This is a genomic window from Rhodococcus sp. KBW08, assembly GCF_003852455.1.
Lineage (GTDB): Bacteria > Actinomycetota > Actinomycetes > Mycobacteriales > Mycobacteriaceae > Rhodococcus_F > Rhodococcus_F baikonurensis.
In genome coordinates, this window is record NZ_QAJJ01000017.1 from 157,444 (window position 1) to 181,207 (window position 23,764).

21 protein-coding genes are annotated in these 23,764 nt (G+C 62.5%); 8 read left to right on the top strand and 13 right to left on the bottom strand.

The genetic code is table 11. The features are described from left to right. Positions 1-41: 41 nt before the first annotated feature. The gene (locus DBV08_RS21410; RefSeq protein ID WP_124568771.1) at positions 42-1,448 is read right to left on the bottom strand and encodes a PLP-dependent aminotransferase family protein; all 1,407 of its coding nucleotides are present in this window, start codon (positions 1,446-1,448) and stop codon (positions 42-44) included. Positions 1,449-1,588: 140 nt separating this feature from the next. Between DBV08_RS21410 and DBV08_RS21415 the strand changes: the two genes are divergently transcribed. Continuing rightward, on the top strand, positions 1,589-2,809 hold the full coding sequence (locus DBV08_RS21415) for a pyridoxal phosphate-dependent aminotransferase (protein ID WP_095971411.1): 1,221 nt from the start codon (positions 1,589-1,591) through the stop codon (positions 2,807-2,809). A gap of 79 nt (positions 2,810-2,888) precedes the next feature. Here the strand turns inward: DBV08_RS21415 and purQ are convergent, their stop codons facing one another. Together purQ and purS are read right to left on the bottom strand one after the other, a co-directional pair. Then, on the bottom strand, positions 2,889-3,566 hold the full coding sequence (gene purQ / locus DBV08_RS21420) for a phosphoribosylformylglycinamidine synthase subunit PurQ (RefSeq protein WP_003945887.1): 678 nt from the start codon (positions 3,564-3,566) through the stop codon (positions 2,889-2,891). Beyond that, complete coding sequence (purS, locus tag DBV08_RS21425) at positions 3,563-3,802, bottom strand: phosphoribosylformylglycinamidine synthase subunit PurS (protein ID WP_003945817.1); 240 nt, start codon at positions 3,800-3,802, stop codon at positions 3,563-3,565. The genes purQ and purS overlap by 4 nt, the downstream gene beginning before the upstream one ends. Before the next feature lie 165 nt (positions 3,803-3,967). On the opposite strand from purS, the gene DBV08_RS21430 reads away from it, so the two are divergent. Then, a complete protein-coding gene (locus DBV08_RS21430; protein ID WP_095971412.1) occupies positions 3,968-4,615 on the top strand; it encodes an MBL fold metallo-hydrolase in 648 nt (215 codons plus the stop codon). A gap of 8 nt (positions 4,616-4,623) precedes the next feature. Here DBV08_RS21430 and DBV08_RS21435 read toward each other — a convergent pair whose 3' ends face one another. The 4 genes from DBV08_RS21435 to DBV08_RS21450 form a co-directional block, all read right to left on the bottom strand. After that, complete coding sequence (locus DBV08_RS21435; protein ID WP_124568772.1) at positions 4,624-5,985, bottom strand: Ig-like domain-containing protein; 1,362 nt, start codon at positions 5,983-5,985, stop codon at positions 4,624-4,626. A 226-nt stretch (positions 5,986-6,211) separates the two neighbouring features. Beyond that, positions 6,212-6,916, bottom strand: coding sequence for a DUF2334 domain-containing protein (locus DBV08_RS21440; RefSeq protein ID WP_124568773.1), 705 nt, complete (start codon positions 6,914-6,916; stop codon positions 6,212-6,214). Between the two features lie 146 nt (positions 6,917-7,062). Beyond that, complete coding sequence (locus tag DBV08_RS21445; protein WP_124568774.1) at positions 7,063-7,560, bottom strand: glutathione peroxidase; 498 nt, start codon at positions 7,558-7,560, stop codon at positions 7,063-7,065. A 30-nt stretch (positions 7,561-7,590) separates the two neighbouring features. Further along, positions 7,591-8,529, bottom strand: coding sequence for an iron-siderophore ABC transporter substrate-binding protein (locus DBV08_RS21450; protein WP_124568775.1), 939 nt, complete (start codon positions 8,527-8,529; stop codon positions 7,591-7,593). A 260-nt stretch (positions 8,530-8,789) separates the two neighbouring features. On the opposite strand from DBV08_RS21450, the gene DBV08_RS21455 reads away from it, so the two are divergent. From DBV08_RS21455 to DBV08_RS21465, 3 genes are all read left to right on the top strand, one after another. Then, complete coding sequence (locus DBV08_RS21455; protein WP_260395691.1) at positions 8,790-9,632, top strand: sucrase ferredoxin; 843 nt, start codon at positions 8,790-8,792, stop codon at positions 9,630-9,632. 125 nt (positions 9,633-9,757) lie between these two features. After that, positions 9,758-11,035: an acyl-CoA dehydrogenase family protein gene (locus DBV08_RS21460; protein WP_095971417.1), complete on the top strand. Its 1,278-nt coding sequence runs from the start codon at positions 9,758-9,760 to the stop codon at positions 11,033-11,035. Beyond that, positions 11,032-12,255 carry an acyl-CoA dehydrogenase family protein gene (locus DBV08_RS21465; RefSeq protein ID WP_124568776.1) on the top strand — a complete coding sequence of 408 codons (1,224 nt, stop codon included), beginning with the start codon at positions 11,032-11,034 and terminating at the stop codon, positions 12,253-12,255. The genes DBV08_RS21460 and DBV08_RS21465 overlap by 4 nt, the downstream gene beginning before the upstream one ends. A gap of 131 nt (positions 12,256-12,386) precedes the next feature. Here the strand turns inward: DBV08_RS21465 and DBV08_RS21470 are convergent, their stop codons facing one another. Then, on the bottom strand, positions 12,387-13,799 hold the full coding sequence (locus tag DBV08_RS21470; protein WP_007734438.1) for a C4-dicarboxylate transporter DctA: 1,413 nt from the start codon (positions 13,797-13,799) through the stop codon (positions 12,387-12,389). A 119-nt stretch (positions 13,800-13,918) separates the two neighbouring features. Here DBV08_RS21470 and DBV08_RS21475 point away from each other — a divergent pair, with 119 nt between their 5' ends. Next, positions 13,919-15,505 carry a sensor histidine kinase gene (locus DBV08_RS21475; RefSeq protein WP_095971419.1) on the top strand — a complete coding sequence of 529 codons (1,587 nt, stop codon included), beginning with the start codon at positions 13,919-13,921 and terminating at the stop codon, positions 15,503-15,505. After that, positions 15,502-16,191 carry a response regulator gene (locus tag DBV08_RS21480; RefSeq protein WP_003945570.1) on the top strand — a complete coding sequence of 230 codons (690 nt, stop codon included), beginning with the start codon at positions 15,502-15,504 and terminating at the stop codon, positions 16,189-16,191. The genes DBV08_RS21475 and DBV08_RS21480 overlap by 4 nt, the downstream gene beginning before the upstream one ends. A gap of 29 nt (positions 16,192-16,220) precedes the next feature. Here the strand turns inward: DBV08_RS21480 and DBV08_RS21485 are convergent, their stop codons facing one another. The 3 genes from DBV08_RS21485 to DBV08_RS21495 form a co-directional block, all read right to left on the bottom strand. After that, positions 16,221-18,335, bottom strand: a complete 2,115-nt coding sequence (locus tag DBV08_RS21485) for a S9 family peptidase (protein ID WP_095971420.1) — start codon at positions 18,333-18,335, stop codon at positions 16,221-16,223. Continuing rightward, the gene (locus DBV08_RS21490) at positions 18,332-19,225 is read right to left on the bottom strand and encodes a phosphoribosylaminoimidazolesuccinocarboxamide synthase (protein ID WP_019747067.1); all 894 of its coding nucleotides are present in this window, start codon (positions 19,223-19,225) and stop codon (positions 18,332-18,334) included. The genes DBV08_RS21485 and DBV08_RS21490 overlap by 4 nt, the downstream gene beginning before the upstream one ends. A 155-nt stretch (positions 19,226-19,380) precedes the next feature. After that, positions 19,381-20,415, bottom strand: a complete 1,035-nt coding sequence (locus DBV08_RS21495; protein ID WP_124568777.1) for an ABC transporter substrate-binding protein — start codon at positions 20,413-20,415, stop codon at positions 19,381-19,383. Between the two features lie 250 nt (positions 20,416-20,665). Here DBV08_RS21495 and DBV08_RS21500 point away from each other — a divergent pair, with 250 nt between their 5' ends. Next, positions 20,666-21,598, top strand: coding sequence for a tyrosine-protein phosphatase (locus tag DBV08_RS21500; protein WP_124568778.1), 933 nt, complete (start codon positions 20,666-20,668; stop codon positions 21,596-21,598). Between the two features lie 96 nt (positions 21,599-21,694). Here the strand turns inward: DBV08_RS21500 and DBV08_RS21505 are convergent, their stop codons facing one another. Both DBV08_RS21505 and DBV08_RS21510 read right to left on the bottom strand, forming a co-directional pair. Beyond that, positions 21,695-22,357: a response regulator transcription factor gene (locus tag DBV08_RS21505; RefSeq protein WP_050655447.1), complete on the bottom strand. Its 663-nt coding sequence runs from the start codon at positions 22,355-22,357 to the stop codon at positions 21,695-21,697. Continuing rightward, the gene (locus DBV08_RS21510; RefSeq protein WP_234036671.1) at positions 22,354-23,667 is read right to left on the bottom strand and encodes a sensor histidine kinase; all 1,314 of its coding nucleotides are present in this window, start codon (positions 23,665-23,667) and stop codon (positions 22,354-22,356) included. The genes DBV08_RS21505 and DBV08_RS21510 overlap by 4 nt, the downstream gene beginning before the upstream one ends. Positions 23,668-23,764 lie beyond the last annotated feature (97 nt).

Below are 23,764 nucleotides of genomic sequence, written 5' to 3' on the forward strand. Positions count from 1 at the left end.
CCTCAACGGAAGTTCAGGTCAACCACCAGCGAGGTGAAGTTCTACATATGTTGTGTGATTGCTCGGCCGATGATGCGGGCAGCGTCGGGGAACTCACCCGGGTTCGGTCCGGCGTAGTTGAGCCGCAAGAACTTTCCGGTCGGTTCCGCCGGGAACCAATCGTCGCCGGCCCCGACGATGACGCCGGCCGACCGGCAGTCCTGCACCACGCGTTCGAGATTCGTGGTGTCCGGGAGCCGCAGCCAGAGGTTGAGTCCGCCTTGCGGTACGGCGTCGAGGTGAGCGTCCGGCGCATGTTCGCGCAAACTCGACACGAGGAGATCGCGTCTGGCCTCGAGTTGGTGACGAAGCCTGCGCAAGTGCGTGCGCCAGGCCGGCTGGGTCACGACGTCGAGTGCTACCGCTTGCAGCATCCCACTGACATACATCGAATCTGCCTGTGTATCAGCAAGAATTCGCTCGTAGGCCGGGCCTCGGGCGATCAATCCGGCAACTCGCACCGACGGCGAGACGCTCTTGGTCAGTGCACGAAGGTAGACGACGTGTCCACTGTCGTCGCGAGCAGCGATGGGGCTGGGATCTGCGGTGATTCCGAAGTCGAGCGCCGAACTGTCCTCGATGAGGAACGCGCCGTGCCGACGGACGGTATCGAGAACCTTGTCAGCCAACGACGGCGACCACAGCGCTCCCGTCGGACTCGCGAAGCTCGGTTGTGCATAGAACGCACGGGCACCGGTCTGTTCGAATGCACGCGAAAGCTCTTCAGGATCAGGACCCTTAGCGCCGCTGGAGATCGGAATGACCGTGACTCCAGCCTGCGCGGCAGCCAGGATCGCACCCCAGTAGGTCGGCGATTCCATGAGCAACGGCCGCCCCTCCCCCACCAACGCACGGAAGGACGTCGCAAGCCCACCCTGACTGCCGGGAAGTACAACCACGTCGTTCGGCCCCGGCGGAGTGATCCCGGCAGGAGTGGCGGAACCCAATTCGGAGGCAAACCAGGACTGCAGTTCCGGAAGCCCGGCAGCGAGGGGTCGATTGAACACGGCGTCGGTTCGCGTCGCCCTGGTGAAGGCTGCACGAACCAGACCTTCCGGCAACAGCTCTCGGGCCGGATAGCCGGAATGCAGCGCGATCACGTCGTTGGAGGTGGACTGCAGCGCAATAGGCAGTTGCAGCCGATAATTCGGCGATCCGAGCGCCGCTGTCTGCCACCCGTAATCGTTGGGTCGCACGACGCGCGCCGCGCGTACGAAGGTTCCCACTCCGGGTCGAGCCTCTACGACTCCCTGAGATACCAGCGTTCGCAGCGCCTTCTGCACGGTGACCGGACTGGCACCGTGCAGGCTCACGAGCGACCGAGTGGACGGAAGCTTCGCGCCGGGAGGAGCCGTCGAGATCCATTCACGCAAGGCTGCGACGATCCTCGAACTGCTATCATTGGACATGTCGAAACATAGTAGCGCTACTCTCCCACCGACGCTAGCGCTATCGCGAATCAATGTCCATTTCCAGAGCTGAACACTGAGGCGCCCTTCTCATCTGAAACACAACTCGCCCAACCGAACCGGAAGAGGTACGTAACCGCGTGAACACACCCATCGATCAGGCCCGCAAGCTCGAGAATGTCAGGTACGACATCAGAGGGCGAATTCTCGACAAGACCGAAGAACTCGAGGATCAGGGACACACGATCCTGCGACTCAACGTCGGCAATCCGGCCCCCTTCGGATTCGAAGCTCCGGACGAAATCATGATGGCCATGATCCGCAATCTCCCTACCGCGCAGGGATATTGCGATTCTCGCGGACTGTATTCGGCGCGCACCGCGGTGGTGCAGTACTACCAGACGCGGGGTATCACCGATGTCACCGTCGACGAGATCTATCTCGGAAACGGCGTCTCCGAACTGATCACGCTGACGATGCAGGCGCTCTGCAATCCCGAGGACGAGATCCTGATTCCCGCTCCCGATTACCCCTTGTGGACGGCTTCGGTTTCACTTGCCGGCGGCACGCCGGTCCACTACCTCACCGATGAAAGCCAGGGCTGGGCACCGGACTTCGACGATCTGGAGGCTCGGATCTCTCCCCGTACCCGAGGGATTGTCGTCATCAATCCCAACAATCCGACTGGCGCCGTCTACTCGACGGAGGTGCTGCAACGCTTCGTGGACATCGCGCGCAAACACGATCTGATGCTCTTCGCCGACGAAATCTACGAAAAGATCGTCTACGACGGCCGATCCATGACAAACCTTGCGTCGATGACCGGGCGAGACGTCCTGTGTCTGACGTACTCGGGGCTGTCCAAGGCCTACCGCGTCTGCGGGTTCCGAGCAGGATGGCTGGCAATCACCGGACCACTGGAGCGGGCGTCGAGTTTCATCGAAGGCATCAAACTGCTGGCCAACATGCGAATGTGTGCCAATGTTCCGGCGCAGCACGCGATCCAGACCGCACTCGGCGGGCGCCAGTCCATCGAGGACCTGTTGCTTCCACAAGGCAGGCTGACAGCGCAGCGCGATCTCGCGCACAGCACGCTCAACAGCATCGACGGAATCAGTTGCCAACAGGCCGACGGGGCGCTGTACCTGTTCCCCAAGCTCGACGTCGACAAGTTCGGCATCGTCGACGACGAGAGGTTCGTTCTCGATCTACTGGAGTCGGAGAAGATCCTGGTCAGCCACGGTCGCGCATTCAATTGGATCGAACCCGATCACTTCCGGTTGGTGACTCTCCCCAACACCGACGATCTCTCGACCGCTCTCGAGCGACTCGGCAACTTCCTCAGTTCCTACAGCCAGTAGCCCTGGTTACCGGGCCCACGTACGACTGAACGCCGACCGGATTTCCGGTCGGCGTTCAGTGGTGAAAATCAGCAGGCGATCAGGCAGTGACGATCGCGTCGAGTGCCGAGTAGAACAAGCCCAATCCGTCGTCACTGGGACCGGTGAGAGCCTCGGTGGCGTGCTCGGGGTGCGGCATCAAACCGACGACGCGGCCGTTGGCCGAAGAGATGCCGGCGATGCGACGCTGCGAACCGTTGGGGTTCTCCTCCGAGTAACGGAAGACGACGCGGCCCTCGCCCTCGAGTTCGTCGAGAACCTTCTCGGACGCCTGGAAGCGACCTTCACCCGACTTGAGGGGGATGAGGATCTGGGCGCCGGCCTCGTAGCGTGAGGACCACGCCGTGTTGTTGGCTTCGACCGTCAACCACTCGTCGCGGCAGATGAAGTGCAGACCCTGGTTACGGGTCAGGGCACCGGGGAGCAAACCTGCCTCGCAGAGGATCTGGAAACCGTTGCAGATGCCCAGGACCGGCATGCCGCCCTTGGCTGCTTCGACAACCTTGCCCATCGCGGGAGCAAAACGTGCGATTGCGCCGCAGCGAAGGTAGTCGCCATAGGAGAATCCACCGGGAACGATAACCGCGTCGACACCCTTGAGGTCTGCGTCGCCGTGCCAGAGTTCGACAGCTTCACCGCCGGCCAGGTTCACAGCCCGGGCTGCGTCGATGTCGTCGAGCGTGCCCGGGAACGTGATTACCCCGATACGTGCGCTCATGCCTCGACTCGCCTGACGGTCCAATCCTCGATCACCGTGTTGGCCAGCAGGCCTTCGGCGATCTTCTCGAGTTCGGCGTCTTCGACACTGCCGTCGATCTCCAACTCGAACCGCTTGCCCTGACGGACATCGGATACTCCTGCAAAGCCCAGGCGAGACAGTGCCCCGACAATTGCCTGTCCCTGGGGGTCGAGAATCTCGGCCTTGGGCATGACTTCGACGACGACACGGGCCACGTGCTGCTCCTCGGTACTAGTGCGCGAACCCGGAGTGAAACGCTCGGGTGATGGCCAGTTTACCGGGCGTACCCGAGATGGTTCGCATCGAGTGATCGGGGCGTGACGGCCAACACCCGCGAGAGCCGCCTGCGAGTCCCTTCAGGGCGGCGCATACTCGAAATCATGCGACTGACACATTTTGGCCATTCCTGTGTTCTCGTGGAGTTGAACGGATCGAAGATCCTCTTCGATCCCGGCAACTTCTCGCACGGGTTCGAAGGCATCACCGGCCTCGACGCCATCCTCGTGACACATCAACACCCCGATCATGCCGACCCCGCGCGCCTGCCCGAACTGGCCGAAGCCAACCCCGACGCCGTGCTCTACAGCGATCCGCAGACGGCGGAAAAGCTCGGTGGACGCTGGACCGGAGTCCGCCCGGGCGACCGGTTCAGCATCGGTGACGTCGAGGTGACCGGAGCGGGCGGAGAGCACGCGATCATCCATCCGGACCTACCGATGATCGACAACACCGCGTTCCTCCTCGGCGACGCGAGCAACCCGGCGCAGTTCATGCACCCCGGCGATTCCCTCTTCGTCCCCGAACAGACGGTCGACGTTCTTGCCCTCCCCGCCGCCGCACCGTGGCTCAAGATCTCGGAGGCCATCGACTACCTCCGTGCGGTAGCGCCGCGCGTCGCGGTTCCCATCCATCAAGCGATCATCCGCGACGAAGCCACAGGTATTTTCTACGGTCGCTATTCGGAAATGGCTGCCGACGGCACCGAGTTCCGAGTTCTCGGCGAGGAGTCGAGCGTCGAAGTCGCCTGACTCAGTTCTCACGCACTCACGTCGACGATGATCCAGCCGGTGCTCGTCCCGCCGGCTGCGTCGGTGAGTGTGTAGAGAATCCTGTCGGTGCCTGTCTTCGTTCCGGCCTCGAACACAACTTCACCGTTTTCGAGCTTTACCGTGCCACCGAGAAGTGATGTCGCCTCGACGCCGGTCACCTTGATCGAATCTCCGTTGCTGTCATGATCATTCGCGACGGCGTCGACGGCGATCGCGCCACCTGAGCGGACCCGCGCGGTGTCGAGTGCGGCGTACGGCGGGATCGGACTTGCCGTGTACCGACCGACATCGTCGAGTCGAGCCGAGGCAACATCCGCAGCATCGACGATGGCAGCAAATTCGGTGCCGTCGAAGCGCGAGAGGTCGTTGCCGTTCATGATGGTCGATCCCTCGGCGCCGCCGCCGTGATAGTCGTCGGCATAGAAGTTGTGGCCCAACTCGTGGCGGAGGACGCGACTGAAGGTGCCATCGGGCTCGGCACCGACGTGCGCGTAGCTGTGATCGAGTTCGAACTTCGAGTAATAGGCATTTCCGCCACCGGATTTGCACACGGCAGTCGCCTGATCGACGCTGGTCCCGACTTGATCGGACCACAGTTCTTCCAACTGCTCGAGGTTTTCACAACTGCTCGAATACGGATCGGCGACGGCATCTGCCCGAAGGACGACTCGACCGAGGATCGGCTGGATTCCGACGTCTCTGATCCAGATCGCAGCGGTTCTGGCCATGGATTCCTCGGCCCGGTCCAGGGCGACGGCAGGACTGCCTTCACCGTGCGCGGAGTACCACTCGCCGCTCAGGTCCAACCCCACCACGAACTGCTTCACCGTCTTGCCGACGTTTGCTGCCGAGGCCGTCGCGATGGAGGCGGTCGGCCACTGCGGCTTCGCATCGATCGGCGCGGTGCTGCGACCGACCACGTCCGATCCGACGAACTCGATCGAAGCGCCCCGATCGAAAACCAGCTGTCCTCGCAGTGTTCCAGCGGAGTCGACGATGGCCGAGACGATTGCGTCCGGATGCCCTTCCACGCTGCCGATGTACGAACGGGGCGCCGGGATCACCACGTGGGAAAGCTCGCCGCCGCTTTCTTGCACAGCCATCGAGAAGTCGGGTCCCCGCAGATTCATCTTGTGGAGTCGCAACGTGAGTTGCTCGCCTTCGTCGTCGACGGTCGCGGTGCGCACGCCGTCACTCGATCCGCCGTCGATACTTCCCGTCGGCAGAGTGTGGACCACGCCGGTCGGAGCGGCAGACGCGAGCGTCGGGACGACCGCACCGCAGACGACCACGCCCACAGTCACAGCGACAAGACCTTTGGCCGACTTGGTGAGCACTCGTGCGCGCATGGTGAAACCCCAACCCATCTACTAGCGGCAGATTAACTGCACGCACTCTAGCAGCGAAGAAGTTGGGTGACTCCACACTTGAATTCAACGTCCGTTTTGTACAAATTTGACCCGCTCTGCACTACTGCCAGCAAGAAACGGAAGAAAGGCGAAGAGTCAGCCCGCTCGGACAACCCGGACAGACGACACCATTTCGTAGCTATCGAATAGTTGCCAACTACCGAATTCAGGCAGCGCCGAGCTCCTGAGACGGGGAGTTCCACCGATACACCTGCGAGGTGGCTTCGTGAAAGAGTGCAAGGTCGACGGCGTCGAGAACTGCCTGCCTCGGGCCCTCGTTTCCCAACTGCTTGGCCGTGATCGACAATCTGACCAGTCCCCCACGCTTGGCGGCGCGCCCGGCTCCGAGAACCAATGCGCGACACCACCACGGCTCGGCCTTGAAGCCCTCGCCGATACCGAAAACCCGTCCCCGCTGCAAGGTGCCTCGGGTCAGATCGTGCACTGCCCCGAGGCCTGCCATCGAGCGAAAACCCGTCTCCGGCAACACCGACATGGCACCGGGCGACGCCACCCAGCGCGGCGGCGCGAACACCCGGGTCCGAAGGCCGGCATGCTCGAGAACTCGATCCGCAGCGAGTAGTCGCAGCTTTGCTTCGTGCTTCGACAGAGTGGCGAACTCGGCCCGACGACGCTTGGTCGCGGCCTGGTCGTAGCCGTGCAGAACGATGGCGTCGCCGTGCTCACGACGCTCACGCAGCCAAGCCGTCGTCACCGCGTCGTCGGCCAGTCGATATTTGTCCTTCAGTCGCGGCGCCACCAGGAGCGACAGGCGGACACCTCGAGCGTCCATCTCGTCAGCGAATCCGGCAGCGAGATAACATGTCTCGTCTCTGATTCCGGATACCGACACGATCAGTTCTGCGGACATACTCCGATAGTGGCAGCTGTGGGTGAACAGCACACTGCCGCCGGATGATCATCCGGCGGCAGTTTTCAGCGCAGCTACCAGTTCTCGGGAAGCGCAGCTACCAATTCTTCGGAAGCGCAGCTACTAGTTCTCGGGAAGCGCAGCTACTAGTTCTTCGGAAGCGCAGCTTCGATCGCGGCGACGACCTCGGGTGCGTCAGGCTCGGTCCGCGGACGGAAGCGGTTGACGACGGTGCCGTCCGGTCCGATCAGGAACTTCTCGAAGTTCCACTGAATGTCTCCCGCAGTGCCTTCGGCGTCGGCCGCCTTGGTGAGCTCGGCATACAGCGGATGCTGGTTTTCGCCGTTCACCTCGATCTTCTCGAGAAGCGGGAACGTGACGCCGTAAGTGGTGGAGCAGAACGTCTCGATCTCTTCAGCGGTACCCGGTTCCTGCCCCATGAACTGGTTGCACGGGATGCCGATCACGGTCAGACCGCGATCCGCGTACTCGCCGGCCAGCTTCTCGAGCGCCGAGTACTGCGGGGTCAGCCCACACTTGGATGCCACGTTGACCACGAGGACGGCGCGGCCGTCGTATTCACCCAACGAGGTGGGCACGCCACCGAGGGTGTTGATCGCGATGTTCTGTACTGGAGTTGTCATAGGCTCCAACTTAGCGACTCTTGCCCACTGCTACGTCGACGCTCCGAGAATGCGATCGAGGTCGTCGAGGACAGTGAGGCCGCCGAGCGGTCCGACGCCGGTGATCCAGTAGGACATGTCGACCAGATGCGGGTTCGGGAAGAGTCCGGCGTTGTCCGCCACGGCCTTCGGCATCGTGCTTGCATCGGCCGGTTTCGCGGAGGTCACCAGGATGAGGTCGGCGTTGGCTCCGGAGACGAATTCCGGGGAGAGGTCGACGGAGATCGAGTTCTCCCAGTCGCGTGCCGGAATCGTGAGTCCCGCGCATTCGAGAGTGCTTCCGGCAAACGACGTGGGCCCGTACAGCGTCAGAACGTCGTCGCGTGGGCGGATGAGCTGAGCGGTCTTGCCCTCGGTGCTGTGCTTGCCGGCCACTTCCTCGCAGCGTGCCGTGTAGTCGCCGAGCAGTTCGCCTGCCTGATCGGTCTTGTTCAACGCCTCTGCGACGAACTGGACGTTGTCCTGCCACGGATCGGTCTGGGTTGCCATGTAGACGGTCGGCGCGATGGCAGCGAGCTGCTCGTACAGATCACCGTGCCGTGTTTCCGTTCCGATGATCAGGTCCGGGCTCAGGGCGACGATCTTCTCGAGGTTCGGTGCCGCGACGGTGCCGACCATCTCGATCTCCGCGGCCTCCTCACCGAGGTACGCGGGAACACCGGTCGTCTCGCTCAGTACCGCGGTGCCCACGGGGATCACGCCCAGCGCTACCGACGTGTCGAGCTGAACCGGCTCGAGCACGACAACTCGCTGCGGATCCATCGGGACGTCGGTGGTTCCGCGGGCGTGGGTGACCGCGTGCACGGTGTCGGCAGACTGACTGCCGGTATCCGTCGTGTCGTCACTTCCACACGCCGTTGTCGTTGCCACGACGGCGGCGAGAACAAAACCACCCAGCACGTACTTCGTCCGCGAGTTACTGCGTTTCATTCCCAACACTCCTGTTACCGACTGCTTCCGACCGTCACAGCCACGCGCATTCACCACGGCTGAGCAAAGGATTCACCATCCAATAGTCTGGTGAGCCTAACCTACGAGACTGGAGCCTCATCATGTCTTCCCTTCCCTGCCACGGCGACGGTGTCCTGGGGAAGGCATCAATGCAGTGCCTTTCGGAATTTGTCGCCAATCCACAAACCAGTCGACGCCCTCACGCCTGTACACGGCAGTCGTCAACTGCTGGCGAACCGATGGTCGGTCGCGCCGGAACGACACATCTGTGGGTGTTGATCGAGCACCCCGGCCCCTGGCCGGCGTCCGCCCCCGACGACGTTCTCCCCGTCGCGCTCACCGAAAAGATCTACGCAGCGCAGGGCCGTATCCGCCTCGTGGTGATCCGGCGGCCCCGCAACCGCCGGGTTCTCACGCCGACGTGTGTACTCGCGTGGACGGACGGCACCCGCCAGTGGATGCGCGAAGGGTCGGTGGACCGATACGAGGATCTGTCGGTACTGCCGTTCGAATCGATGGCCGCGGGAGTGGAACCCGACTTCGGCCGCTCCCGCACGGAACCACTCTTCGCAGTGCGCACACATGGAAAAAAGGATGCGTGCTGCGCGGAACTCGGCCGTCCGGTGGTGTCGGCACTGGACGTTGCCGGGATCGCGGACGTGTGGGAATGCAGTCACATCGGCGGAGACCGTTTCGCGGCCAACATGATTGCGTGGCCCGCCGCAGTCTATTTCAGTCGGCTGGACGGCGACTCCGCCACGGACGCAGTCGAGAAGTACCTGAACGGAGAACTGGCGGTGACTCACCTGCGCGGCCGGGCGGCACTGTCGCAGGCCGCTCAGGCCGCCGAGCACGCCGTCCGACGCGCCACCGACATCGTCGCAACGGATGCACTCGAGAGCATCACCGAGAGCGTCGACGGAGTATGCACGACCGTCGATCTTCGGTTGGAGGAGAGAGACTTTCGCGTGGTCGTCCGGCCCGGTCCTCCCGGGCAGCCGTTCCGACATGATTGTGGTTCCGGGGGAACGGTCGAATGGAGTGGATGGATCGTCGAGCACCTTCGCGAGCAACCGCACTGACCACTCGATTCCGCTGCGACTGCCCGGCAGGCCATCGAACCGAGGTTTGCGCGGACTGACAACACTTCGAATCAGGTCGCGATGAAGGATCGACGCCCCTGGTGATTACAGCTTGCATTCTTCCCATGACCACCGCACTGACGCCGAATGCCGTTTCCCGGTCTGCAGATCCGATCAAGAGTGAGGTCGACTACGAAACGCTGGCAGAGAAATTCCGTCCGATCTTCGCGGACATCGCACAAAGCGTCGTGGAACGCGAACGCGATCATGTCCTTCCCTTTCAACAAATCGATGCACTCAAGAAAGCAGGCTTCGGCGCCGTTCGGGTGCCGACGACACACGGTGGGTCCGGCGCGAGCATCCCTCAGCTGATCCGCTTGTTGGTCGAACTGTCGAGTGCCGATTCCAACATCACGCAGGCACTACGCGGACACTTCGCGTTTGTCGAAGACCGACTGGTCGCCGATCCCGGACCGGAACGTGACACCTGGCTCCGACGCTTTGCAGAGGGACAGTTGGTCGGAAACGCGTGGACCGAGATCGGCGACGTTGCACTGGGCGAAGCCAACACCAAGGTCTCGCCGGCGCCCGACGCCGATCACTTCCTGGCGAACGGGGCAAAGTTCTACAGCACGGGTTCCATTTTCGCCGATTGGATCGACCTGTACTCACAGCGCACCGACACCGGTGCATTCGTGATCGCCGCAGTGGAAGCGAGACAACCCGGAGTCACGCACAGCGACGACTGGAACGGGTTCGGCCAGCAGACGACGGGCTCCGGTTCGTCGATCTACGAGGACGCGATTGTCCAGCCGGAGAACATCTTCGACTTCTCGACGCGTTTCAAATATCAGACCGCGTTCTACCAACTGTTCCATCTCGCCACCCTCGCCGGCATTGCCAAGGCCGCGACGACCGAGATCTCTCGCCGAGTTGCCGCTCGTACTCGAACCTTCAGTCACGGCAACGCACCGAGATACGCGCAGGATTCGCAGATTCAGCAAGTGGTCGGCGAGGTCTCCTCAGCTGCCTATGCCGCCGAGGCCGTTGCAGTGCACGCAGCGCAGACGTCCCAATGGGCTTACGAAGCCGCATTCTCGGGGTCGCCCGAGGAAGAGAAGGCGGCCAACATTGCGGCCGAAATCGATTCGGGGCGAGGACAAGTCGCCTCGATCGGACTCGTCGTGCCGGCCACCGCCAAGATCTTCGACGCGCTCGGCGCTTCCGGAGTGAGCCGCGACCTCGATCTCGATCGATTCTGGCGCAATGCCCGCACCGTCGCCAGCCACAACCCGGTCGTCTTCAAATCCAAAGTTGTCGGCGACTACGAAATCAACGGAACCGAACCGATTTACGTGTGGGCCATCGGGACTGCACCGACCGAAAAGGATGAACAGGCATGACCGTGACCAGTGAAACCGAAGTCTTCGTCGGCGTCCCCGACACATCCGCGGGTTGGATCGAGCGCGCACGCGAGGTGAGCAACATCCTTGCCGCCGACGCACTCGCCCGCGACCGAGCCGGCGAACCACCGTTCCGAGAAGTCCAGCTGCTCAAGGACAGTGGTCTGGTGACGCTCCTGGGCCCGGTCGAGTTCGGCGGCGGTGGGCAGCGATGGGAGACCGCCTACAAGGTGATTCGGGAGATCGCGCGCGCCGACGGCTCCATCGGACAACTGCTCGGGTATCACTACCTGTGGGCGTGGGCAGCCAGATTGGTCGGTACCGATCCGCAGATCTCCGCTGTCGAGGAGCTGTACACGAGCAACCGATTCTTCTTCGGTGGCGCGGTGAATCCTCGAGACACCGACCTCACCGTCGTGGACCGCGGAGACACCCTGGTGTTCAACGGTGTGAAGTCGTTTTCCACCGGAGGACGAGTCACCGACCTCACGGTGCTCGAGGGAATCATCGACGGAACTGCGACGCATGTGTTCGCGATCGTGCCGACCGCTCAGAACGGCATAGTCTTCCGCGGAGACTGGGACAACCTCGGGCAGCGCCTCACCGATTCCGGCAGTGTCGAGATCAATGACGTCGAGGTCGACTGGGCAAGCGCGGCAGGCTTTGTCGACAAGGAATTCCAACCGCTGGTCTACAACACCCTGAACTTCCCGGCCATCGAGATCGTGTTCGCGAACTTCTACCTCGGGATCGCCCGTGGCGCACTGGACACTGCGGCCGAGTACACCCGAACCCGTACGCGTCCATGGCCGTACGGCGGTGACAACCGCGAAATCGCAACGGACGAGTGGTACCTCCGTGAGGGCTACGGTGACTTGCAATCCAAGCTGTGGGCAGCGGAGGCCTTCGTGGATCAGGTCAGCCGTGAGGCCGACACCGTGCTCCACGACGCTCGCGAAAACCTCACCGAGCAGGCTCGCGGCGATCTTGCCGTACGGATCGCGGCCGCAAAACTTCGCGCCGCCGACGTGTCCTTGGAGATCAGCAACAAGATCTTCGAACTGACGGGTGCCAGAGCCACGTCCAACGACGTGGGCCTGGACATCTACTGGCGCAACATCCGGACGCATACCCTTCACGATCCGCTCGCGTACAAGCGCCGTGAAGTCGGTAGCCGCTATCTGACCGGCGAGATTCCCGAACCGACCTGGTACACATAGCACCCACGAACAGAAAGAGACCGTCGCACGGTTGGTGCGGCGGTCTCTTTCATCGTTACGACCAGGATCACTGATCGTAGATCGGGTTCCGCGCCTGCTGTGCGGTCAAACGTTCAGCAGAGCGGACGGATCTAGTGATGGCTCACAAACGACTGCTTGGTGCCGGTCGGAGCCGTTTCGAGTTTGTGCTGCTCTTCTTCGTCCTCGTCGTCGAGCATCGTGGCCTCGTTGAACGGGATCTTGCCGTCGAGCACCTCGACGACGCGTTCCTTGTCGATCGTCTTGGTCCACGCGCCGACCAGGAGAGTCGCGACAGCGTTGCCCGAGAAGTTGGTGATTGCTCGCGCTTCCGACATGAAGCGGTCGATTCCGACGATGAGCCCGACGCCGTCGAGAAGCTCGGGGCGGTGGCTCTGCAGACCACCGGCCAGCGTGGCCAGGCCGGCGCCGCTGACTCCGGCAGCGCCCTTGGAGGCGATGATCATGAACACCAGCAGCGAGAGCTGCTCACCGAAACCGAGCGGCTGTCCCATGGCGTCGGCAATGAAGATCGACGCCATCGTCAGGTAGATCGCGGTGCCGTCGAGGTTGAACGAGTAGCCGGTGGGAACGACGATGCCTACCGTGGTGCGCTCGACGCCCACGTGCTCCATCTTGGCGATCAGACGCGGCAGTGCCGATTCGGAGGACGAGGTGGCGAAGATGAGCAGGTACTCACGGGCCAAGTACTTGACCAGCTTGAAGATGTTGAACCCGGTGACGGCGCGCAGCAGGGTTCCGAGAACACCGAACACGAAGATCAGGCAGGTCAGGTAGAAGCCGATCATCAGGGTTCCGAGCTGAACGACGGCGTTCAAACCGGTCTGGCCGACGACGCTGGCGATGGCACCGAAAGCACCGATCGGGGCAAGCCAGAGGATCATCGTCAGGATCTTGAACACGAGCTTCTGAATGTATCCGACGGCCTTGAGAATCGGTTCACCCGACTTGCCGAGCGACTGGATCGCGAAGCCGACCAGAAGGGCGACGAACAGAGTCTGCAGCACGCTGCCGGCTGTCAGGGAGGACAGCATCGACGTCGGAATGATGGACGCGATGAAGTCCCAGGTACCGCCCGCGCTGTGGGCCTGATCTGCAAGCTTGGCCACGGAGGCCGCGTTGGGCGTGATGTTCAGACCACTGCCCGGGTTGAGCAGGTTGCCGACGCCCAGGCCGATCGCGAGTGCGATGGTGGACATCCCGATGAAGTAGGCGAGTGCGAGGCCGCCGACCTTGCCGACCTTGGCCGCAGCTCGAACCGAGCCGATGCCGAGCACGATGGTGCAGAAGATGACCGGGCTGATCATCATCTTGATCAGGCTGACGAACAACGTGCCGAGTACACCGACGGACTTACCGAACTCGGGTGCGAGCCAACCGACGAGGATGCCGCCGATGACCGCGACGATGACGCTCATGTAGAGCCAATGCGTCTTGTCGCGCTTTGCCTTGGTGCCCTCGGGCTGTGGGGAACCGTCTACTGTCCCTGTTGCCGTGCTGCTCATGGGGTGTCCTTTGGATCGGATATCTGTGAAGTGATCGGGATCACTTCGAGTCGTGGAGAATTCTTGTTGCAAACAGGTGGGCCCGGAAGTTTGTGTTCATTACGTTCAGGAGGCGCTCGATGGTCGAACGAAAGACCGGCCGACGTATGAGCGTCGCCAGGCAGATCCTGATCCTGCAATTGGCGTTGTTGGCGCTGGTCATCGGCGTGGGGGCTGCGCTCGCGGTTGTCGACGAACGCCGCGACAGCGATGACGCGATCCGCAGGCAGGTGAGCTCGATAGCGCAGACTCTCGCCCTGTCGGATTCGACGGCGGCGGCCCTGACGAGTCCGGACCCGACTGCGATTCTGCAACCACAGACCGAGAAAATCCGACAGGCAACCGGCGTCGATTTCATCGTGGTGATGGCGCCGGATCGCACTCGGTTCACACACACGAGCCCGGAACTGATCGGCCAACTGTTCACCGGGAACATCGACCGCGCACTCGCCGGCGCGACCTTCACGGAGACGTACGCCGGGTCGCTGGGGCCGTCGATCCGCGCAGTCACTCCGGTTTACGATTCCGGTGGAACCCTGGTCGGTCTGGTTTCCGCCGGTGTCACGCGCGAGCAGATCAGCAAGCAGTTCGCCCAAAGTGTTCCGGTCATCCTGTTCGTTGCCGGCGGCGGTCTACTTGCCGCCCTCCTGAGTTCACTTCTGGTGAGTCGGCGTATCAGGCGACAGACCCTGGGGATGGCGCCGGACGAACTCCGCACCATGTACGAACACCACGACGCAGTCCTGCACAGCATCGGTGAGGGCTTGGTGGTGATCGGGCGAGGCCGAAGCAACGATGCGCGAGTGGATATCGTCAACGACGAAGCACGTCGCCTCCTCGATCTACCGGAAGGGCCCGTGCCACTTTCATCCATCCCCGAGACCATGCGGGTCGACGATGCCTCTCCCGCAAAAGATCAAGTGCACCTCACCGACAAGCGTGTGCTGGTGGTCAACCAACACCCGGTTGAGTGGGAGGGCAACAGAATTGGCACGGTGCTGACAATTCGCGATCACACCGAACTGCAGAACGTACTCGGGGAATTGGATTCGGTACGTAGTTTTGCCGAGTCGCTTCGATCGCAAGCCCACGAGAGTGCAAATCGTCTGCACACGATCATCACGATGGTCGAGTTGGGGCGAAACGACGACGCAGTGGCCTTCGCCACCAATGAATTGCGGGTGTCTCAGCAGCTGATAGATCGTCTGATGAATGCGGTCCACGAGCCGGCACTGGCCGCACTACTGCTCGGCAAGATGAGCGAAGCGACCGAACGCGGTGTCGACCTGACCATCACGGAAGACACTGCGCTCGGTCCGGTTCCTTCGCTCAATGCACGCGAGTTGGTCACGCTGGTCGGCAATCTCGTGGACAATGCTATTGACGCATCGCGCGCGAGCGAGTCTCCGTGGGTGGAAGTGACGGTAATGGAAGAGGATTCGATGATGGTTGTTGCCGTCGCCGACAGCGGCCCGGGAATGACACCCGAAGCACTCGAAAAGGCCAAGGGCCGTGGCTACTCCACAAAATCCGGCTCTCGCGGACTCGGTCTCGCGCTCGTCTCGCAAGTGGTGAAACGGCACGGCGGCACGCTCACCAGTGAACCGGCGATGGGCTCGATGCTGGTAGTCCGTATACCTCTGCGCGAGGCGGAAACACCGCGATGATTCGTGTACTGATAGTCGACGACGAACCGTTGATCGCGCAGGCGCACCGTTCGTACGTCGAGCGTGTGCCGGAGTTCGTGGTCCACGGCGTGGTTCATTCCGGGAACGCCGCCGTGCGTGCAGTTACGGCGGCCAACGCCACCGACCAGCCCATCGACCTGGTCCTGCTCGACATCGGTTTGCCCGACGCCAGCGGTCTCGACGTGGCTTCCGCCCTCGGCGGGTTGCGCCCGAGTCCGGACATCATCGCGGTCACCTCGGCGCGCGATCTCGAGGTGGTTCGAAGCGCCGTGGCTCGCGGGATCGTCCTCTATCTCCTCAAGCCGTTCACCTTCGCAGCGTTCCGCGACAAGCTCGAGCGCTACCTCGAATATCGTGCTGCCCTGCCCGCTGGAGAGTCTGCGGTCAGCCAACACGACATCGACCGAGCGATGTCCGCACTACGAACGTCCGACGATCGAGCAGCGGCGCCGAAAGGCTTTGCATCTCAAACGCTCGGACTTGTCGCGGCATCTGTTCGGGATTCGGAAGGTCCCGTGACTGCGGCCGAGGTGGCAGCGTCGGTCGGAGTGTCCCGGGTGACAGCCTGGCGCTACCTGGAAAAGCTGGCAGACGACGGCATGCTCACCCGGGAGACCGAGTACGGGCGGGCTGGACGCCCTCAGGTTCGTTACCGCAGAACCTGACTTGTCACCGAACCTGATTGGTGCAGAAGCTAGTTCGCGCCCACGGTATCCAGAACCCAGGCGAACTCGAACGCGACCTCTTTCCACTTCTCGTAGCGACCGCTGACACCGCCGTGTCCGGCGCTCATCTCGGTCTTGAGAAGTAGCGGAGCGTCACCGGTCTTTGTGGCGCGCAGTTTTGCGACCCACTTGGCCGGCTCCACGTACAGAACGCGGGTGTCGTTGATGCTCGTGATCGCAAGAATGGCGGGATAGTCCTTGGCTTCCACGTTCTCGTACGGGCTGTACGAGCGCATGTAGTCGTAGACATCCTTGTTGTGCAGCGGATCTCCCCATTCGTCCCACTCGATGACCGTCAACGGCAGCGACGGGTCGAGAATCGACGTCAGCGGGTCGACAAACGGAACGTTGGCGAGGATGCCGGCGAACAGTTCCGGAGCAAGGTTGGCGACGGCGCCCATCAGCAGTCCACCCGCACTACCACCGTCGGCGACCATTCGATCGGCCGACGTGACACCGGTGTCGATCAAATGCTGTGCGCAGGAAACGAAATCGGTGAAGGTGTTCTTCTTGGTGAGCGTCTTGCCGTTTTCGTACCAGTGACGGCCCATCTCGCCGCCGCCGCGCACGTGTGCGACGACGAAGACGACACCGCGATCGAGCAAGGACAAGCGGGCAACCGAGAACGACGGGTCGATGCTCGCCTCGTAGGAACCGTAGCCGTACAACAACAGCGGCGCGGGACCTTCGGGCGCACCGACGCGCCTGACGATCGAGAGCGGAATGCGGGTGCCGTCGTCGGCCACTGCCCAGTCGCGACGCTGCTCGTAGTTGCTCGCGTCGAAGTCACCGAGAACGGGCTGCGACTTACGCAGTGCCAGTTCACCACTGGCGACGTAGTAGTCGTACACCTGCCCGGGAGTGATGAACGACGTGAATCCGAGCCGGATGGTGGGCTGCGCCCATTCCGGGTTGGACCCCATACCGATGCTGAAGAGTTCTTCGTCGAAGTCGATCTCGTGACGCTCACCGTAGCCGTCGGCGGTCAACGGCCACACGGCAACCCGAGTGAGCGCCTCGCGACGGTAGCTCAGCACGAGGTGTCCGGCAAAGGCTTCGGCTTCTTCCAGACGAACGTCCGCGCTGTGCTCGATCAGCGTCGTCATGTTCGTCGGATCCGACACGGGAGCTTCCACCAACACGAAGTTCTCGGCCTTGACGCCGTCGACGACGTCGTTGTGGAGAATGAGAAAGCGATCCTCTCCCCCGATCACCGCGTGTTCGGCCCCGTACTCGACGCCCTCGCGGCGCGGGATGATGACGCGGAAGTCGCCTTCCGGGTTCGCCGATTCCAGCATCCAGCCTTCGCTGGTCACCTTGGAACCGACCCAGATCATCAGGTACTTTTCGCTGCGGGTCGACCCCACCGAAACCCAGTACCGTTCGTCGGGCTCGTGGAACACCGAAACATCTTGGCTCTGCGGCGTTCCCAGCTTGTGACGCCACACGGTGTCCGGGCGCCAGGAGTCGTCGACGGTCATGTAGAAGACATGACTGTGATCGATCGCCCAGGTGGCACCAGGTGCGGTGTCGGGAATCTCGTCGGCGAGCATCTCGCCGGTCTCGAGGTTCTTGAACCGCAAGGTGTACCGCTCGTCTCCGACGATGTCCACCGAGTACGCGAGCAACGTGCCGTCCTCGCTGATGGAGAACGCCCCGAGCGAAAAGAACTCGTGCCCTTCGGCTTCGACGTTGCCGTCCATGAGGATCTGCTCACCGGCCAACTCGACGCCAGGTGTCAGGTTGGGCGGAGTCCAGTCGTCTTCACCGGCAATGGGACACCGGCACTGGACGGTGTACGACTTACCTTCCACACTGCGCGAGTAGTACCACCACTTACCCATGCGAGTGGGCACCGACATGTCGGTTTCCTGCGTCCGCGACTTGATCTCCTGGAAGATCTTCTCGCGCAACGGCTCGAGAGCGGCCGTCTGCTCGTCGGTGTACGCGTTCTCGGCTTCGAGGTACGCGACTACCTCGGCGTTGTCCTTGTCCCGCAGCCACTCGTAGTCATCGACGAACGTGTGTCCGTGATGGGTACGTTCGACGGGGACCTTCTTTGCGACCGGCGGGATCAGACTCATGCGCTGGGACCGACCCAATCGTCGAAGGACAACCCGGAAATGCGTTCGTACGCCTCGATGTAGCGGGCACGAGTCGCGTCGACGATCTCCTGCGGCAACGGCGGAGGTGTCGTGTCCGAGCTTCGATCCCAACCCGATTCGGGGCTCGTGAGCCAGTCGCGAACGAACTGCTTGTCGAAACTGGGCTGCACCTTGCCCGCTTCGTAGCCTTCGAGAGGCCAGTAGCGCGAGGAGTCCGGGGTGAGCACCTCGTCGGCGAGTACCAGGTTTCCACCGGAGTCGAGGCCGAATTCGAGCTTGGTGTCCGCCAGGATGATTCCGCGATCGGCCGCGAAGTTGGAGGCGCGGGCGTAGACGTCGAGGGTGTCCTCACGAAGCTGGACTGCCAGCTTCTGACCCACCTTCTCCACTACCTGATCGAAGCTGATGTTCTCGTCGTGATCGCCGAGGGCAGCCTTGGACGCCGGGGTGAAGATGGGATCGGGCAGCCGCGACGCCTCGACGAGGCCCTCGGGCAACGCGACGCCGCACACTGCTCCGGTGTTGTTGTAGTCGACCAGGCCGGAGCCGGTGAGGAAGCCACGGACGACGCATTCGACGGGAACCATGTCGAGGGAGCGCACGACGAGGGCGCGGCCGAGAACCTCTTCCGGGATGCGATCGTCGTCGGGCTCGCCGGCCAGGTGGTTGGTGCCACCGAGGACGTTGAAGAAGAACACGCTCATCGCTGTGAGAACGCGGCCTTTGTCCGGGATCGGTGTGCTGAGCACGTGGTCGTAGGCCGAGATCCGATCACTCGCGACAAGCAGCAGATGCTCGTCGTCGATCGTGTAAAGGTCACGGACCTTGCCACCGGCCAGATGAGTGTAGGAATCAAGTGTAGGACGCACCCGGTCACCCTATCGGGCGTTCGCAGTTCGTACAGAACCCCGGTAGCCGGGACGGGTAAGCGTCCTCGCCGTTCGGAGAGCTGTCCGCCCTGCTCATCCGGATATGCAGGTGGCCCCTCGCCGGCAGGCGAGAGGCCACCGTCACAGTCGATGAACTACTGGTTTGCGGGCAACTTCGACAGGCCCTCGTCGATCGAATCCAGCGTCAGAAGGGCCGTCTGATAGGTCGCGGCCAACGAATGCCGGACCTGGACGACGTTGCCGGCCTTCACTGCGGGCAATTCCTTCCACAGCTCGGAATTGACCAGCTCCTGCAACTGCGGCGACATCGAGCCGTCGGCGTTGAGGCCGTAGACGATCACGTCGACATTTCCGAGATTCTCGCCGATCTTCTCGATGGATACCTGTTCGACGTGGATGTCGGCCGGGTCTGCGGGGGTGCCGGGGAACTGCAGCCCCAGTCCGTCGAAGAGATTCGTCGTGTACGAAGACGCGTACTCGCGTGAGAAGGTGCCTGCCTCCGGCTTGCAGACGTTGCACACGCCGCCGAAGCTCAGCGCGCCGAGCTTGTCCTTGTACTTCGCGGCCAGCTCGGCAGTTTTGGCGTCGTAGTCGTCCTTGAACTCTCCGTAGGTGTCGGAGACGTTCGCGGCGTCGGCGAACTGCTCGCCCAGCACTCGCCAGTCAGCTGGAACCGTCGGTCCCAGGAAGACGACGGGAGCGGCAGCCTTGAGCTGAGCCATGTCCAGCTGACTTTCGACACGAGCGGGAACGCCCATGATGATCAGATCGGGCTCGGCAGCGACGATCCCCTCGTAATTGAGCTGGGAGACGTTGCCGTCGGGCGCGACCTTCGGCAAAGCTTCGTAAGCGGCCTTGGTCTTGTCGTCCATGTTGCCGAGTTCACGGGTCCACTCACATACCGCAGCCAGGTTCGCTCCCGCCTGAATCAGCGGCAGGACCGCATATCCGCAGGCCACGATCCGCTGCGGGTCGCTCGGGATCTCGATGGATCCGTTCTGCGCCTCGAAGACACGGGTCTGCGAGCTCGCGGCTGTCGTCGACGATTCGGACGATGCCTCCTCGGAGTTGCTGCAGCCGGCGACGCCGACCGCCAGCGCAGCTGCTGCACCGATCACCACTGCGCGGCGAAACCGCGACAGACCTTGAACCCGCATGTTGAACTCCATCTGAACGCACCGGACTGCTCCGGAATTGATTTGGTGAGGCTAACCAATATCAGGGCGGCGGGAGTTTGCACAAACACAGGTCTCGAGGAATGAACTGCGCCTCCCGAGCCGCTCACGCTCACAGCAGCACGCCTCCCACTGAGAGGGAGCAAAGCAAGATTCCTCTCGAATCGGACACGCGAACTCGCTACCTTGCCTTCGCGATACCTCATCGACTCGCCACTCTCTCCGCTCGACGAAGGGCTCACACATGTCCCGATCCACGCGTACCTGCTCACTACGGTCTGCCGCGGCCATTGCGTTGACCAGTAGCTTTCTCATCGCCGGCTTCGGCGCCTCGATCGCACAGGCCGAACCTGCCCCCTCTGCTCCACAGTTCGGCTCGCTTGATTTCGGATCCAGCGACTTCGGCAGTGCCGAGCAGACCCCAGATGCCCCGCGGCTGACCGGGATCGACAATTTCCGCGATGTCGCAGGCACTGGCGCCGGATACTCGGGAACTTTCGGTCTGCCCGTCAACAAGGGGGTCTTCTACCGCGCGAACGCGATCACGCCCAAGGGCGATGACATGAGCATTCTCGAAAAGCTGCGTCTGACAAAGGTTTACGATCTGCGCACCGAACCCGAGATCGCCAGTAAGCCGGATGTCCTGCCCGACGGGGTTGCGTACGAGAACATTCCGATCCTGTCCGGGAACATTGCCGAGATGGTCGCGAAGATCAAGTCCCCCGAGGACTCTCGATCGATGATGCAGGACATGAACCGCGCCTTCGTCACCGGAGCGACGGAACGAGCCGGATTCGCGCAGTTGCTCACAGGCCTCGCCGAAACCGAAGGCGCACAGGTCTTCCACTGCACCGCAGGCAAAGACCGCACCGGCTGGACATCGTTTCTCCTACTGAGCATCGCCGGCGTCGACCGCTCGGTGATCATGAACGACTACCTCCTGACCAACGAGTACACGGCCGAAGGCATGAAGGCCACGCGCGCGGGCATTGCGGCGAGCTTGGGCGAGCAGATGGCCGTCAACATGGAGCCCCTATTGGGTGTCGAGGCAAGCTATCTCGATGCCGGCCTCGCACAGTTGGACCAGACCTACGGGTCGGTCGATCGCTACCTGACCGAGGGCTTGGGCCTGAGTGCGGCAACTGTCATGGCACTCAAAGCCAAACTGCTTGGCTGAGCCGCACAGATGCCCCGGGTTCGACGTGGGGTCGAACCCGGGGCACGTGCACTTCTCTGCCCGTGCCGTGCCGGATGCGCCGCAGCGCCCCGTGCGTCAGCGCGATACGGCGATCACGTTGTTTCGGTACGCCCAGATGACGATCTGCACACGGGTACGCACCTGCAGCTTCTTGCAGATGTTGCTGATGTGCGACTTCACCGTGCTCTGCTCGAGGCTGAGGGAATCGGCGATGTCGTTGTTTCCCAAGCCTTGTGACAGCAACTGCACCACATCCATTTCACGTGCACTGAGACCGTGATCCGATCCGGAGCGCGCTGTGGACATGGGTGCAGGCTTGCGCCTCGCGAACTCCACGATCAGTCTCGAGGTCAATCTCGGCGAGAGCACCGAGCCACCCTCGGCCACGGTCAACACTGCGGACGAGAGTTCCTCGGGATCGGCGTCTTTGAGCAAGAACCCGGCGGCGCCGCTGTCGAGTGCCTCGAATACGTACTCGTCGAGATCGAACGTGGTGATCACGATGACGCGGGTCGCCGGAAACTCGGCAAGAACTTCCCTGGTAGCAGTCAATCCGTCGCCGTGCGGCATGCGGATGTCCATCAGCACGACATCCGGACGCAGTGCACGCACCTGCTCGTACGCCTCGACTCCCGTCTTGGCATGCCCGACGACGCGAATTTCGGGGTGACCGGAGAGAAACAGTTCGAAACCCTGCCGTACCACCTGCTGGTCGTCCGCAATAAGGACATCGATCATGCGTTGATCCTCCCGTTCACCGGCACCAGTGCCTGCACAGCCCACTCACCTTCCGAATTCGGTCCGGCGTCCAGTTGACCACCCATGAGCGTCGCGCGTTCGCGCATTCCCACAATTCCGAGGTTTTGCCCGTCGGAGGCCGGGCGAGAATTACCGAGAGTATTGATCACCCGTACCCTCACCGCGCCCGCTTCTCGGCTCAGGCACACCTTGGACTCACTGCCCGGCGCATGACGAAGGACGTTCGACAACGCTTCCTGCACGATGCGGTAGCAGGTCAACTGAACTCCGCTGTCCAGGTCGTCGAAGCGGCCGACCTTCTCCAGCGAGATCGACGAGATGGTGCGTCTGCAGTCGTCCACCAACTCGTCGATGTCGGAGACCATGGGCGTCGGGAAATCGGGGTCTTCCTCACCCAGGCGAAGTATCCCCACAATCTGCCGCAAGCTGTTGAGGGCTCGCTGCCCCTGCTCGATGACGCCGCCCAGGAGGGCTTGCGCTTGTTCGGGATTACTCGAGAAGAACTTGTCGGCGGCACGGGCCTGGATGATCATGCCGGTCATGTGGTGAGCCGCGACGTCGTGCAACTCACGTGCCATGTCCTGCCGTTCGGCGACAACGGCATTCGCGATCTTGCGTTCGCGGTCCCGGTGCAGATCCGCTACTGCCTGACTGTTCTCCACAGCTTGCTTTCGCAGGCGCGCGACGATCTTTCCCATGGCGGCGACAACCAGAAAACTGGTGACGGTGTTTGCCGCCGGTTCGAGGAACAGGTGGGGCAACTCCCCCACCTGAACCTCGGCGACCGTCAGCCCGTCCCGTTCGGTGAGATACATCGCCAAGATCACGTCCATCGCCATTCCGAGGACCAACAGTCCGGCCAAGCGCATGCCTGTCACCCGGATGGACACTGCCATGATCGCGAACCAGAAAAGCGGCGTTGCCCCGAGCGATCGACTGCCGAGGAAGAGCATCAACCCGCCGGATCCTGCCAGCGTCAGTAGGTAGTACGCGATCGGGTATCGACGGCGCGCACACGCCACCACGGTCAGCGCCGTCAGGAAACCCATGATGCCGACGACGGTCGCCGGATCGCTCAGCACTCGATTGCTCGTCTCGGGTTCAGTCTTGAGACTGGCGAGGCCGAATACCCAGGGCACGCTCAACAGACCGACGATCACGGCCGCCGTAGCCGGGTTGCTCAGGTTGAAACGTCCCCACCCTCGCGATGTCAGGGCTTGCCCCGGGGCATTCTGACCAGCCGAGTCGAACATCCACTCCCCATTCCGCATCCAGTGATTGACGTTCATGGTGGCATGCGCGCACCACTTGGTCCCACATTCGACGAACGTGAAGGGAATGTTCGATTCTCGGTTACGACCAAAGGACTAGTTCGGGGTGAAAGTA